A 14,158-nucleotide genomic window follows, 5' to 3' on the forward strand; every position below is an offset into this window, starting at 1 on the left:
GTTCAACCGACGCCAACGGACATAGCCAAGCCGGATTGTTATGCTGCCTCCTCATCCGATGTCAGAGATTGCTGCATGCTGCCCTGGTTATCGCCCTCCGTGATTGCCTTCCCGCCGCCGTCGGAAGCGCTCGACGAGCCCGATGGGCTGCTGGCGGCCGGCGGCGCGCTGACGCCAGCCTGGCTGGAAACCGCCTACCGCCACGGCATCTTTCCCTGGTACGCCGAGGGCCAACCCATACTCTGGTGGTCGCCCTCGCCCCGCATGGTGCTGTTTCCCGAAGAGGTTGTCGTTCGCCTCAGCCTGGCCAAGCGCCTACGCAATGGAGGTTTTTCGGTAACCTTCGACCAGGCCTTTTCGAGGGTGATCGGCGCCTGTGCGGAAGCCCGATCCGACGCCGAAGGCACCTGGATCGACGAGGCAATGGCAGCAGCCTATTGCAAGCTCCACCACGCCGGCCTGGCGCATAGCGTCGAGGTCTGGCGAGCAGGCCAACTGGTAGGCGGGCTCTACGGCGTATCACTAGGCAAGATCTTCTTTGGCGAATCGATGTTCAGCCGCTGCGCCGACGCCTCCAAGGTCGGGCTCGTTCATCTGGCGCGACATCTGGAACAACACAACTTCGCACTGATCGACTGCCAGATGCATACCGCCCATCTAGCCAGCATGGGCGCAAGAGAGATCGCTCGAGAGAGATTCCTCGACTATCTTGAACAAAACGTCAACGCACCTCAGCCGGCCTCCCTATGGCCAACGGAGTCTTCGTGAGCAGCGACAATGCGAACAGCCCGCAGCGTCAGGCACGCGATCTTCGTTTCTTCCTGACGGTTCCCCATCCCTGCAGCTATCTTGAGGGCCGAGAGGCTACGACGCTGTTTCTCGATCCGCAGGAGTCTCTGGCACCGGAAGTCTACGATGCCCTGACACTACTGGGCTTCCGGCGCAGTGGCAGCAACCTTTATCGCCCCCACTGCGAAGCCTGCAGCGCCTGTATTTCGGTGCGTATTCCGGTCGACGATTTCATTCCCTCACGAACGCAGCGCAAGCTGATGCGACGCAACGCGGATCTGACGCTGCGCCTGCGGCCGGTCGAGTTCAACGAGGAGCACTACGACCTCTACGCCGCCTACATTCGAGCCCGCCATGCCGACGGTGACATGCACCCGCCGAGTCGCGAGCAGTATCGAATGTTTCTGACGCGTTCCCACCCGTTCGCCAAGCTGATGGAGTTCCGGCTTGGCGATCACTTGATCGCCGTCGCTGCCACCGACCTACTGAGTCATGGCCTGTCCGCCATCTACACCTTTTTTGATCCGGACCCGCTCTTCGAGCGCCGCTCGCTGGGCAGCTATGCCATTCTCAGTCAGATCGAACTAGCGCGTAAGCGCCACCTGCCCCACGTCTATCTCGGCTACTGGATACGCGACTGCCAGAAGATGCGCTACAAGGGCGACTACCAACCGCTGGAATATCTCAACGGTGGACGCTGGCAGCGCGTGGTCCCCGCCGCGGCGTTGACCTGAGCCAGCCGGGTCATCGACACCGCGCCGGGAAGCAGAGGGTCCGTCGAACATCAAACCCAGGGCTTTTGCAAGCCTGCACGCCGTGCTTTTTGCCTTCCCTTTCAAGATGGCCCATAATGTTGCGCACTTCAGGGCCCGGGTGGGCCGAAACGTCGTTGACCGCGGGTGGCCATCGCAGCCGTTCGCGGTGAATGACGTTGATTGACGCCCCTTTCGCGCCTCGAATTCAATCTTTCCAGAGGGATCGCCTATATGGCACGAGAAGATCATATCGAGATGGAAGGCGTCGTCGTCGACACGCTGCCCAATACCATGTTCCGCGTTGAGCTGGAGAACGGCCACGTCGTGACAGCACACATCTCGGGCAAGATGCGCAAGAACTACATCCGCATCCTGACCGGCGACAAGGTCAAGGTCGAGCTGACCCCGTACGACCTCTCCAAGGGCCGCATCGTCTACCGCTCCCGCTGATCATAGAGACTCGGCTCTAGCGGCCTTTCCGCCCGGCCTGTCGGGAAGCCTTCCCGCCATTCCCGGCACCAGCCAGTCGCCCGCGCCAAGGGCCAATCCGAGAAGTCCCGAATCGAAAACGCCTCGCCATGTTGCCATGGCGAGGCGTTGTCGTTAACGGGGGCTTGACGCCCCCCAAGGCTTCGTAGTCGACGGTCAGGCGACCTCGGCCTCCGTTTCCAGCTGCAGCTCGTCGTTCTCGACGCGCACATGTACCACGCCGCCATTCTCGGCCAGGTCGCCGAACAGGATCATCTCCGCCAGAGGCTTCTTGAGCTTCTCCTGAAGCACTCGAGCCATGGGACGCGCCCCCATTTCCGGGTCGTAACCCTTCTCGGCCAGCCAGGCCCGCGCATCGTCGTCGACATCCAACTGCACGCGCTTCTCGTCCAGCTGCGCCTGCAGTTCAACCAGGAACTTGTCGACCACGTTGCGCACGATCGACGGCTCGAGGCCGTGGAACTGGATGATGCCGTCGAGACGGTTGCGGAACTCCGGCGTAAAGGTGCGGCGAATCACTTCCATGCCATCAGTGGAATGGTCCTGCGTCTGGAAACCGATCGAACGTCGCGAGATCTGCTCGGCGCCGGCATTCGAGGTCATGATGATGATCACGTGACGGAAATCGGCCTCGCGACCGTTGTTGTCCGTCAGTCGGCCATGATCCATCACCTGCAGTAGCAGGTTGAAGACTTCGGGGTGCGCCTTTTCAATCTCGTCGAGCAGCAACACGCAGTGTGGCTGCTTGTTGATCGCTTCGGTCAGCAGACCACCCTGGTCATAGCCGACGTAGCCCGGGGGCGCACCGATCAGCCGCGATACGGTATGCCGCTCCATGTACTCGGACATGTCGAAGCGCACCAGCTCGATCCCCATCAGATGTGACAGCTGCCTGGCAACCTCGGTCTTGCCGACCCCGGTCGGCCCCGCGAAGAGGAAGCTGCCAACCGGCTTGTCGGGCGACTTGAGCCCCGCACGGGAGAGTTTGATGGCTGCCGACAGGCTGGTAATCGCCTCGTCCTGGCCAAAGACCAGCATCTTCAGATCGCGCTCCAGATTCGAGAGCAACTTGCGGTCCGAGCTGGAGACGCTCTTTGGCGGAATTCGCGCGATCGACGCCACCACGGCTTCAACCTGATCGACATCGATGGTCGGCACGCGGGCCTCTGGCGGCAGCAGGCGCTGGTGCGCCCCCGCTTCGTCGATCACGTCGATCGCCTTGTCCGGCAGGTGGCGGTCGTTGATATAACGGTCTGCGAGACGGGCAGCACTTTCGAGCGCGCCATCGGTGTACTTGAGTTGATGGTGCTCCTCGAAACGGCCGCGCAGCCCCTTGAGAATCCGAATGGTGTCCTCGACCGTCGGCTCGGGCACGTCGACTTTCTGGAAACGACGGGCCAGCGCGCGATCCTTTTCGAAGATACCCCGGAACTCCTGGAACGTGGTCGAACCGATGCAGCGCAGCTCACCCGAGGAGAGCAGCGGCTTGAGCAGGTTCGACGCGTCCATGACGCCCCCGGAGGCCGCTCCGGCACCGATCACCGTGTGGATCTCGTCGATGAACAGAATCGAGTTGTCCTGCTTGCGCAGCTCGGCCAGCAGTCCCTTGAGACGCTTCTCGAAGTCGCCGCGATACTTGGTACCCGCCAGCAGTGCGCCCATATCCAGCGAGTAGACCACTGCGTCGGAAATGACGTCGGGGACGTCTTCCTCGACGATTCGCTTAGCCAGCCCCTCGGCGATGGCGGTCTTGCCGACACCGGCCTCGCCAACCAGTAGCGGGTTGTTCTTGCGCCGACGCGCCAGAATCTGAACGACGCGTTCGAGTTCGTGATCTCGCCCGATCAGCGGGTCGATCTTACCCAGGCGCGCCTGCTCGTTAAGATTGGTAGCGTAGCTATTCAACGGATGCTGGCCGTTTTCGGCTGTCGCCTCCTCGCCCTCTTCGCCCTCTTGGGAAGGCTGCTGGGACTGGCCGTGTCCGGCCACCTTGGAGATGCCGTGCGCGATGTAATTCACCGCATCGACACGCGCCACGCTCTGCTGTTTGAGGAAATAGACCGCCTGGCTCTCCTGCTCGGAGAAAATCGCGACCAGCACGTTGGCGCCCGTCACTTCACTCTTGCCGGACGATTGCACATGGAAGACGGCACGCTGCAGCACGCGCTGGAAACCCAGCGTCGGCTGTGTCTCCCGATCCTCCTGATCTTCCGGAATCAGCGGCGTCGTGGAATTGATAAAGTCCTGCAGATCGGCACGAAGCTTTTCCAGATTCGCCCCACAGGCGTTCAGCACATCGGCTGCCGAGGCATTATCGAGAAGCGCCAGCAGCAAGTGCTCCACGGTCATGAACTCGTGTCGCTTGGAGCGCGCCACGGTGAAGGCCGTGTTCAGGGTGAGTTCAAGTTCTTTACTCAACATGGCAGTCCCCTTTATAGCCGCTTAGGGCGTCGGTCGGCACTTTCACAATCGGGCACAATCAGCGGTTTCGCAAGCCCCAACGACGAAAGCGTTGTTCCCGCGTTACCGCTTCCTACCGTTTCGAATCCTGCTTGCCGGCGCCATTCTTGGCTGCCGGCACCGTTTCGCTAGTCCGCGGCATCCACGTCGCACATCAATGGATGCTCGCACTCGCGTGCATACTCATTGACCTGGTGACACTTGGTCTCGGCCACGTCACGCGTGAAGATGCCACAAGTCGCCTTGCCCTGAGTGTGTACGGCCAGCATGATCTGGACCGCCTTTTCGCTGTCCATGGCGAAAAATCGCTGCAGAACTTCGACGACAAACTCCATCGGCGTGTAGTCATCGTTGTAGAGCACGACCTTGTACATGGGCGGCGGGGCCAGTTTGGGCTCCGATGTCTGCTCGGCGACATCGCCCTGCTCTTCGTGATCGGGCTCCGGAGGGCGCGTCATGCCCATGTGCGCCGGGCCCCTTGATGAATAGGGCGACACTCTTTCTTCGATCTCTGACATAGTAAGGAGGAATCCCTGGATGCAACGACTCAGGTACATCGAAATGGGACTCTGTGAGGTATTGGATACCGTTGAAGACCCGAGGTTCAATGAAGATGCGGGCGAAGCCACCCCGATGCAAGCCCTGCTTGAAAATAGTCGACCACAACCGGTAGCGCCATGCCGCGGCGCCGTTCGGATGACGAATGCGTGCCCGATGACACCACGTCCCGGCGTTTTGTTGTCATGAGTCGGATCTACCTGTTGCACAAGCCCTATCGCGTGCTGAGTCAGTTTACCGACAGCGAGGGGCGCGGCACGCTGGCCGACTATCTCGAGGAGCCCGATGTCTACGCGGCCGGCCGGCTCGACTACGACTCCGAAGGTCTGCTGCTGCTGACCGACGATGGCGCCATGATTCAGCGCATCGCCGATCCGCGTCAGAAACTGGCCAAACGCTATTGGGTGCAAGTCGAAGGCCAGCCGGGTGAAACCGCACTGCAGGCACTGCGCGATGGCGTCACGCTCAAGGACGGACCGACGCGCCCGGCACGGGCGCGTTACCTGACGCAAGCGGCTCCGCCCGACCGAACGCCGCCGGTGCGCTACCGTGAGTCGATTCCGACGAGCTGGCTCGAAATCGAACTACGCGAGGGGCGCAACCGTCAGGTTCGCCGCATGACCGCGCATGTCGGCCACCCCACCCTGCGCCTGATCCGCACGGCGATCGGCCCCTGGCAGCTCGCGGGCCTGGCGCCCGGTGAATGGCGCAGCGAGACACTCAACCTGCCGCAGACGGCCACACGCCCTGCCTCGCGTAGCCGCGCTCGACGACAGCGTAAGCGCTGAACGGCGGCGTGCCTGACAATTCGGCGGCGTGCCTGACAACTCGATAGCGAGCTTTCGAATTGTGGCAGAGCGGGTATGATCGGCCTAAGTTCCAGAGCCGAAGTCTTCATGGCGGAACCTCGTTTCGGGAGAATCATCGCTTGGGGAGAACAATGCAATGAACCGCTGGACACCCCGCGTGACCGTGGCCGTCGTGGTCGAACGCGCCGGTCGCTACCTGATGGTGGAAGAAGATCGTGGCGGCCCCTTCAGTCTGTTCAACCAGCCGGCAGGGCACCTGGAGCGCGGCGAGCGACTGGTGGCCGCCGCCGAACGCGAGGTCCGCGAGGAGTCCGCCTGGCAGGTCGCGATCACGCACTATCTCGGACTCTATGTTCATCACACGACCGATGGTCTCACCTTTCATAGCCATGGCTTCGTCGGCCTGCCGCTGGCCCATCTGGGCAATTCGCTCGATCATGGCATCGTCGCGGCGCACTGGCTGACGCTCGACGAGATCGACGATCTCCACCGCGAACGGCGCCTGCGCAGCCCGGTCGTCATGCAGCGGCTGCGCGATACCCGAGACGCCCGTCTTTATCCGCTGGAGCTCATTCGCGACCGCTGAGAGGGTCGCTCCTCACTGTCCGCGCGTCGGACTCGATGCCATCACGCGCTTTCGGCTATAATCTCCGGTCTTCATTTTCCGGCGGTACGCGCCCACCGCAGTCGATCCTCGTCTCCGGGCGGCGCGACCTCTATGTCCCGAGAATCGCCATGACCACCGCAAGTCTCTCCACCGCTTCCGCGCCCCCCTCGTCATCCGCCAAGGTCATTGTCGGCATGTCGGGCGGCGTCGACTCCTCCGTGACTGCCCTGCTGCTGCTCGAGCAGGGCTATCGCGTCGAGGGGCTGTTCATGAAGAACTGGGACGAGGACGACGGCACCGAATACTGCACCGCCATGGATGACCTTGCCGACGCCCAGGCGGTCTGCGACACCCTCAGCATCAAGCTGCATACGGCCAACTTCGCCGCCGAGTACTGGGATAACGTGTTCGAGCACTTCCTCGCCGAATATCAGGCCGGCCGGACGCCCAACCCGGATATCCTCTGCAACCGTGAAATCAAGTTCAAGGTTTTCCTCGACTATGCGGAGATGCTCGGCGCGGATCTGATCGCCACCGGCCACTATGTACGTCGCCGCCTGGACACGTCGGGGCAGGCGCAACTGCTGAAGGGACTGGACGCCAACAAGGACCAGAGCTACTTCCTGCACGCGGTGCCGGGCGAGGCCATTGCCCGTACTCTCTTCCCCGTCGGCGAGCTGGAAAAGCCGGAAGTGCGCGCCCTGGCGGAGCGCCACGGGCTGGCGACCGCACGCAAGAAGGACTCCACCGGCATTTGCTTCATCGGCGAACGTCGCTTCAGTGATTTCCTGAAGCAGTACCTGCCCGCCCAGCCGGGACAGATCGAGACACCGGATGGCGATGTCATCGGCGAGCACATGGGGCTGATGTACTACACCCTGGGGCAGCGACGCGGCCTGGGCATCGGCGGGCTCAAGGATCATAGCGAAGATCCGTGGTTCGTCGCTGCCAAGGATCTCGAGCGCAACGTGCTGGTCGTGGCACAGGGCGAGCACCCACTGCTATACAGCGATGTGGTGCACTGCGAGACGGCCGCCTGGGTCGCCGGACACGCGCCCGCGTCGACAACCTTGCAGGCGAAAACCCGCTATCGCCAGCAGGACGTGCCTTGCCACGCCACGCTGCTGCCCAACGGCGGCCTGACGGTGCGTTTCGACACCCCGCAGCGCGCGGTGACGCCGGGACAGTCGCTGGTGCTCTACGATGGCGACATCTGCCTCGGTGGCGCCGTGATCCGGGCCACCGAACTGACTACCACGTCATCGCTCGACGCCTCGACCGACGACACCTCGACCGCCCCGGTTTCGACCGCCAAGACAGGGAGCCAGCGTTCGGCATGAATCCGACGCCCATTCAATCGGCACCGCTCGACGCCAACGGCCGGCAGGGCCTCGCGCTCGCCGGCGTCTTCCAGGCGGCCGCCGTGGTCGACCAGCTCGCCCGTACCGGCCAGTGCGACGAGCGTGCCTGGAACACCCTGATCCGCGCCACGCTGGAGACCAACCCCGAGACCTTCGAAGCCGTCTACGGAGGGCATCACAACAACCTGCGTCTGGGCATCGATACGCTGCAGGCGGTGATGTCGCGCCGCCAGAGCGAAGCGACGGTCATGCGCTATGGCTTCTCGATGATTCTGCTGATGCAGAAGCTGCGCGACGATGCCGCCATGATGAACACGCTGGGCGAGCGCCTGAGCCGCATCCAAGGGCAGGCGGAACACTTCGGCGAGACCCACGAGAATGTCATCGCCAGTCTCGGCGAGCTCTACCAGGAAACGCTATCGACCTTCCGTTATCGCATCGTCGTGCAGGGGGAGCCCAGCCTTCTGCAGAGCCCGATGATGCCGGAACGAATTCGCACGGCGCTGCTCGGCGGCGTTCGCTTCGCCCTGCTGTGGCATCAGCAGGGGGGGCGCCGCTGGCGCCTGATCTTCCAGCGCGGCGCCATCAAGCGCGCACTGCAACAGCTGGATGCCCACTGACGGGTGCAACCCAACGCCACTTTAGATCGCGAGCCGGCCGGCTCGCGCGACGATTCGGGAACTCAACGATGAACGAACTCTCCGCCCTGACCGCCCTTTCGCCCGTGGATGGCCGCTACGCCGACAAGGCCGCGCCTCTGCGCGAACACTTCAGCGAGTTCGGCCTGATCCGCGCTCGCGTTACCGTCGAGATTCGCTGGCTGGAACGCCTGGCGGACCATCCCGGGATCGCCGAGGTGCCGCCCCTGTCGGATGTCGCTCGCGCCTTCCTCGATCGGCTCGTGACGTCGTTCTCGCTCGAGGATGCCGAGCGCATCAAGACCATCGAGCGAACCACCAATCACGACGTCAAGGCGGTGGAATACTTCATCAAGGAAGCGATCGCCGAGCAGCCCGAACTGCACGCGATCACTGAATTCGTGCACTTCGCCTGCACCAGCGAGGACATCAACAACCTCTCCTATGCGCTGATGCTGCGCGACGGTCTCGATGCCCTGCTGCCGACCATGCGCGAAGTTCAGACCGCCATCGCCGCACTGGCCCAGGCCCATGCCGACCAGCCGATGCTGTCGCGCACGCACGGCCAGACCGCCAGTCCGACAACGCTGGGCAAGGAGATGGCCAATGTTGCCTACCGTCTCGCCCGCCAGCTCCGCCAGATCGAGTCGGTCGAGCTGCTCGGCAAGATCAACGGCGCCGTCGGCAACTACAACGCGCACCTCGCGACCTACCCGGAGATCGACTGGGCCGCCAACGCCCAGACCTTCGTCGAGTCGCTGGGTCTCGGCTTCAATCCGTACACCACACAGATCGAGCCACACGACTACATCGCCGAGCTGTTCGATGCCATCAGCCGTTTCAACACGATCCTGATCGACTTCGATCGCGATGTCTGGGGCTACATCTCGCTGGGCTACTTCAAGCAGCGCACCGTGGCCGGCGAGATCGGCTCTTCGACGATGCCGCACAAGGTCAATCCGATCGACTTCGAGAACTCCGAAGGCAACCTGGGGCTGGCCAATGCACTGCTCGACCATCTGGCGCGCAAGCTGCCGATCTCGCGCTGGCAGCGCGACCTGACGGACTCCACCGTACTGCGCAACCTGGGCGTGGGCTTGGCCTACGGCCTGATCGCCTACCAGGCGTCGCTCAAGGGAATCGGCAAGTTGGAAGCCAATCCTCAGCGCCTCGACGATGATCTCGACAGCAGCTGGGAAGTACTCGCCGAGCCAATCCAGACCGTCATGCGCCGCTACGGCATCGAAAAACCTTACGAGAAGCTCAAGGAGTTGACCCGCGGCAAGCGGATCGATCAGGCCGGATTCGCCGCCTTTATCGATACCCTGGCCCTTCCGGATGAGGTCAAGACCGAGCTCAAGGCGCTGAGTCCGGCCACCTATGTCGGCAACGCCGCCGACCAGGCCAAAGCGCTCTAGGTGTTCGTGCCAAGCCATCGCCAGCTCCGTCGTCAACACGGCGTCGGACCCGTCACGTTGGGGAGATCGATATGACGACCGCCCATTCACCTCGTGCGCTGCTCGGCGGCCTGACGCCGGCCGAGTTTCTCGCGCGTCACTGGCAGAAGTCGCCGCTACTGATCCGTGGCGCCCTGCCTGACTTCGACTCGCCGCTGGAGCCGGACGACCTCGCAGGGCTAGCCTGCGAAGACGGCATCGAGTCCCGCCTGGTCGAGGAGCAGGGCCCCGACAAGGCGTGGCAGGTATCCCATGGCCCGTTCGACGAATCGACTTTTGCACGACTACCGGAGAGCGGCTGGTCGCTACTCGTGCAGGCGGTCGACCATTATGTACCGGAGGTCGCCGAGCTGTTGGGGGCATTCGACTTCCTGCCCAGTTGGCGCCTCGACGACATCATGGTCAGCTATGCACCGCCGGGAGGCAGCGTCGGGCCGCACGTCGACCAATACGATGTCTTCCTGCTGCAGACCAGCGGTCAGCGCCGCTGGCAGCTGGGCGGCAAGGTCGAAGACGACGCGGCCATCATCCCGGGCATCGACCTGCGCATCCTCGAACGCTTCGAGGTCGAAGCCGACAGTGACTGGGTTCTCGAGCCGGGCGACATGCTCTATCTGCCGCCCGGATGGGCTCACCACGGGGTCAGTCAGTCGGATGACTGCATGACCTTCTCCGTAGGCTTCCGCGCCCCGTCCGGCGACGAGATCGTCACCGGCTTCGCCGATTACGTCGGCGAGCAGATGGGTGATAGCCGGCGCTATGCGGATGACGACCTGCAACCACCGTCCCATCCGACGGAACTCGACGACGGCGCCATCGAGCGCGTGCGCCAGCTGTTGCTGGAGGCGATCGACCGCCCCGATCAGATCGCCCAGTGGTTCGGCCGCGCCATGACCCAGCCCAAGTACCTCGATCAACTCGTCGCGGCGGAAACGCCGACCGATCCTGGCACGCTGCGCCAAGCGCTCGAGGCAGGGGGCGAACTCCATCACTCACCGGGCTCGCGGTTTGCCTGGCGCAACTTGGACGATACCCGCGCCACGCTGTTCGCTGACGGCGATGCGCTCGTCTGTGACGCCGCGCTGGCCAAACGGCTGGCGACGGACTCTCCCATCGACGCGAGCGTACTGGTTTGGCCAGAAGCCGAACGCGTGCTCGCCGCCCTGCTCGACGCGGGCAGCCTGAGCGGGCTGGAGCCTGACGACGCTGACTCGTAGCCGAGGCAAATCTGGAACAGGAGTGGTTCGGCCGACATTTGACGAACCGCGCATGGGGTGCAGAGATGTACGGGGCGCAAAGACGCATGGATGCGCAGAGAGGATTGTGACGCGCTGGCGGGCGCACCACTGCCACCTCGCCTACACTGGATGCGCACCCCTACGGCGGATCGATGGAAAGGACAGCACTGGACGCGTTTTAGAACACTGTTTTAATATGTTCGCCACGCGCCCTTTGCTGGCAAGTCTTCAGGAGGTTTGATCATGAAACGTATGCTGATTCCCGCGCTCGCCCTGAGCATTCTGGCGCTCGCCGGCTGTGCCAACAACTCGACCTATTCGGGTGACGTCTATCGTGGCAATCAGGCGGGCACGGCCCAGAGCGTCAGCTACGGCACTATTCAGTCGGTGCGTCCGGTACAGATCCAGGGCGGCAATGGCGACAGCGTGCTCGGCAGTCTCGGCGGCGCGGTGATTGGCGGCCTGCTCGGCAACCAGGTGGGTGGCGGCTCCGGCCGAACGCTCGCGACGGCAGCCGGGGCCATCGGCGGCACCATCGCCGGCAGCAAGGTTCAGCAGGCCACCGACCGCGTCGACGGTTATGAACTCGAAATTCGTCAGGATAGTGGTCAAAACGTGGTCGTCGTCCAGAAAGCCGACCGCAACTGGCAGGTCGGCCAGCGCGTGCGTTTGATCGCGAGCGGCTCCAGCGTGAGCGTCGCGCCCTATTGACCGACGCTTGGCGGCCAAACGCGCGCATCGACCGACGCGGTTTCGCCCGTATCGCGGCGCCCTTCGGGGCGCCTTTTTCGTTGGAGGGGGTGATACGAAGATCGAGTGGGCGAGTAGCGATACATACGCTATTGTATGTGTGCTTGTTTTACAGCTCGTTCAAAGGGAATAACACGAGATATGAAGGGACACTCATGGGCGCGCGCAAGCGTCGCCGTGGCACTGACTGCCATCTCAAGTTCAACCTGGGCAGACGGTCTGCTCACACTCAAATCCGAAAACGACATCTTCGCCAGCGGTGACGATGGTCACTACACTAACGGCCTTGAAATCGACTGGTCCTTCGAGCCCGGCGCCGGCCACTGGACGCGCGACTTCGCCGACCTGATCCCCGGGTGGAGCGCGGCCTCACTGGACGGCGCTTCCTATCGCTTCGGGCAGCAGATCTATACCCCGGAAGATATCGACGAAAGCCGCCTGATCGAGGATGACCGCCCCTATGCCGGCGTGCTCTACGCCGGACTATCGCTGTTCGATGATGAGCAACTGACCGGCTGGCGCCGTACCAGCGGACTCTATTTCGACGTCGGTATCGTTGGTCCCGGTGCCGGCGGGCACACAGTGCAGGAAAACTTCCATCACTTGGTCGACAGTGACGACCCCAAGGGCTGGCACAATCAGCTCAACAACGAACCATTCGTCAACGTCGCTTACGAAACCGCCTGGTGGAAACAGAGCCAGCTCGGCGCACTGGAAACCGAATATGGCCCTTCTGTCGGCTTTGCGCTTGGCAACCTCTATACCTATGCATCGACCGGCCTCGGCCTGCGGGTCGGTCAGGGCCTCGATCGTAGCTTCGGCATTCCCGCCGTGGCGCCTTCACAAGGCAGCCGCGTCTTCTTCAAGCAGGATGGCGGATTCAGCTGGTACCTGTTCGCCAATCTCGAAGGGCGGTTCATGGCACATAATATGCTGCTGGACGGCAACTCCTTCGAGGACAGCCATTCGGTGGATCGCCGCAAGTGGGTCGGCGACGCCCAGATGGGGCTGGCCATGGCCTGGGACCGCTGGCAGCTGACCTACAGTGCGCTTTGGCGTACCCATGAGTTCGAGGAGCAGAGTGACAGCGACCAGTTCGGCTCGATCACGCTATCGACCTGGCTCTGACGCCATACCACGCGGGTCACGGCCGACTGCCTCTGGCCCGCAGATAACGCTTCAACAACGACGGGCGGTGCCAGTTGGCACCGCCCGTCGTTGTTAGTCGCTCACCACCTCATGGCGAGCGGCAAGGGAAATCAGTGCAGCTTGACCCGACGCATCGTCCAGCAGGCGAGACGCTTGCCACCCCAAATCACGAGCGCCAGCAGGATCAGCGTCAGCAGCATCGAGATCGGGTTGACGAAAAACGTGGCCGCGAGCACCGCAAGCGCGCCCGAGATAATCCAGCGATCCTGGGCCGGATCGCCCTGCAGCACGCCAGGCAGCCAGCGCGAAACCGCTCGCCCGAAGGCGCCATCCCAAGCTTTGTAGGCCAGCAGAAACACGGCCGCGAAGGCGATGATCCACACAACGAAAACGGTCATGACGACACTCTCCTAGTACCGCGAAAAACATGGTCTCCCCTAGGCGAGGTTACCCACAGCCCGGGAACGGCGCAACCGTCCGCGCCTTCAACCGCTCACGCGCCCTCACGAGCAGATTCACGCCTTTCGCGACCTGACAGATACGCCATGGCACGTTAGGATATGCCTGACATGCACAAACGCAAAGGTTTCGAGATGCAGATTGCCCAGAACTCCGTGGTCGCGTTCCACTACACACTGACCAACGATGCAGGAGAAGTGCTGGACAGCTCAGAGGGTCGCGACCCGCTGACCTACCTACACGGCTCGGGCAACATCATTCCCGGGCTCGAGAAGGAGCTCGAAGGCCGTGGCAACGGCGACAAGCTGAAAGTCGCTGTCGAGCCGGGCGAAGGCTACGGCGACGTCCAGCCGGCGCTGGTTCAGGAAGTCCCGCGTGATGCGTTCCAGGGTGTCGACGAAGTGCAGCCCGGCATGCAGTTCCAGGCGCAAACCCAAGAAGGCCCGCTGATGGTCACCGTCACCAAGGTTGAAGGCGACACCGTGACCGTCGACGGCAACCATCCGCTGGCTGGTGAGCGTCTGAACTTCGACGTCGAGATCACCGAAGTGCGCGACGCGACCGAAGAAGAAATCTCTCACGGTCATGTTCATGGCGAAGGTGGTCATCAGCACTGAAGACGCCTCGGACATACGGGTG

The 14,158-nt window shown here is 62.9% G+C and carries 15 protein-coding genes; 12 read left to right on the forward strand and 3 right to left on the reverse strand.

All coding sequences use genetic code 11. The annotated features are described in order from the left end of the window. Window positions 1-75 precede the first annotated feature (75 nt). The 3 genes from aat (at window position 76) to infA (ending at window position 1,994) form a co-directional block, all read left to right on the forward strand. A complete protein-coding gene (aat, locus tag MC381_RS05850; RefSeq protein ID WP_251976793.1) occupies window positions 76-768 on the forward strand; it encodes a leucyl/phenylalanyl-tRNA--protein transferase in 693 nt (230 codons plus the stop codon). Further along, entirely contained in the window at window positions 765-1,523 is a 759-nt protein-coding gene (locus tag MC381_RS05855; RefSeq protein ID WP_251976794.1) for an arginyltransferase, read from the forward strand. The genes aat and MC381_RS05855 overlap by 4 nt, the downstream gene beginning before the upstream one ends. Window positions 1,524-1,775: 252 nt before the next feature. Next, on the forward strand, window positions 1,776-1,994 hold the full coding sequence (infA, locus tag MC381_RS05860) for a translation initiation factor IF-1 (RefSeq protein ID WP_013332816.1): 219 nt from the start codon (window positions 1,776-1,778) through the stop codon (window positions 1,992-1,994). A gap of 195 nt (window positions 1,995-2,189) precedes the next feature. On the opposite strand, the gene clpA is transcribed toward infA, so the two are convergent. Both clpA and clpS read right to left on the reverse strand, forming a co-directional pair. Continuing rightward, entirely contained in the window at window positions 2,190-4,454 is a 2,265-nt protein-coding gene (clpA, locus tag MC381_RS05865) for an ATP-dependent Clp protease ATP-binding subunit ClpA (protein ID WP_251976795.1), read from the reverse strand. 167 nt (window positions 4,455-4,621) lie between these two features. Then, a complete protein-coding gene (clpS, locus tag MC381_RS05870; protein ID WP_251976796.1) occupies window positions 4,622-4,957 on the reverse strand; it encodes an ATP-dependent Clp protease adapter ClpS in 336 nt (111 codons plus the stop codon). Window positions 4,958-5,236: 279 nt separating this feature from the next. Between clpS and MC381_RS05875 the strand changes: the two genes are divergently transcribed. From MC381_RS05875 to MC381_RS05910, 8 genes are all read left to right on the forward strand, one after another. Then, complete coding sequence (locus MC381_RS05875) at window positions 5,237-5,839, forward strand: pseudouridine synthase (protein ID WP_251976797.1); 603 nt, start codon at window positions 5,237-5,239, stop codon at window positions 5,837-5,839. Window positions 5,840-5,996: 157 nt separating this feature from the next. Continuing rightward, entirely contained in the window at window positions 5,997-6,446 is a 450-nt protein-coding gene (locus MC381_RS05880; RefSeq protein WP_251976798.1) for an NUDIX domain-containing protein, read from the forward strand. A gap of 149 nt (window positions 6,447-6,595) precedes the next feature. Then, window positions 6,596-7,807 (forward strand): tRNA 2-thiouridine(34) synthase MnmA, encoded by a 1,212-nt coding sequence (gene mnmA / locus MC381_RS05885; protein WP_251976799.1) that lies wholly within the window; start codon window positions 6,596-6,598, stop codon window positions 7,805-7,807. Further along, on the forward strand, window positions 7,804-8,448 hold the full coding sequence (gene hflD / locus MC381_RS05890) for a high frequency lysogenization protein HflD (protein ID WP_251976800.1): 645 nt from the start codon (window positions 7,804-7,806) through the stop codon (window positions 8,446-8,448). The genes mnmA and hflD overlap by 4 nt, the downstream gene beginning before the upstream one ends. Before the next feature lie 68 nt (window positions 8,449-8,516). Continuing rightward, window positions 8,517-9,884: an adenylosuccinate lyase gene (gene purB, locus MC381_RS05895; protein ID WP_251976801.1), complete on the forward strand. Its 1,368-nt coding sequence runs from the start codon at window positions 8,517-8,519 to the stop codon at window positions 9,882-9,884. Window positions 9,885-9,955: 71 nt separating this feature from the next. After that, on the forward strand, window positions 9,956-11,140 hold the full coding sequence (locus MC381_RS05900; protein ID WP_251976802.1) for a cupin domain-containing protein: 1,185 nt from the start codon (window positions 9,956-9,958) through the stop codon (window positions 11,138-11,140). A gap of 264 nt (window positions 11,141-11,404) precedes the next feature. Continuing rightward, the gene (locus MC381_RS05905) at window positions 11,405-11,872 is read left to right on the forward strand and encodes an outer membrane lipoprotein (RefSeq protein ID WP_286009645.1); all 468 of its coding nucleotides are present in this window, start codon (window positions 11,405-11,407) and stop codon (window positions 11,870-11,872) included. A gap of 216 nt (window positions 11,873-12,088) precedes the next feature. Then, a complete protein-coding gene (locus MC381_RS05910) occupies window positions 12,089-13,039 on the forward strand; it encodes a lipid A deacylase LpxR family protein (protein WP_251976803.1) in 951 nt (316 codons plus the stop codon). Window positions 13,040-13,170: 131 nt separating this feature from the next. Here the strand turns inward: MC381_RS05910 and MC381_RS05915 are convergent, their stop codons facing one another. Further along, window positions 13,171-13,458, reverse strand: coding sequence for a hypothetical protein (locus MC381_RS05915; RefSeq protein ID WP_251976804.1), 288 nt, complete (start codon window positions 13,456-13,458; stop codon window positions 13,171-13,173). Window positions 13,459-13,653: 195 nt separating this feature from the next. Between MC381_RS05915 and MC381_RS05920 the strand changes: the two genes are divergently transcribed. After that, complete coding sequence (locus MC381_RS05920; protein WP_251976925.1) at window positions 13,654-14,136, forward strand: FKBP-type peptidyl-prolyl cis-trans isomerase; 483 nt, start codon at window positions 13,654-13,656, stop codon at window positions 14,134-14,136. The last annotated feature ends 22 nt before the right edge of the window (window positions 14,137-14,158 follow it).

The sequence above is a fragment of the Salinicola avicenniae genome, assembly GCF_023736115.1.
In the GTDB taxonomy this organism is placed as follows: Bacteria; Pseudomonadota; Gammaproteobacteria; order Pseudomonadales; family Halomonadaceae; genus Salinicola; species Salinicola avicenniae.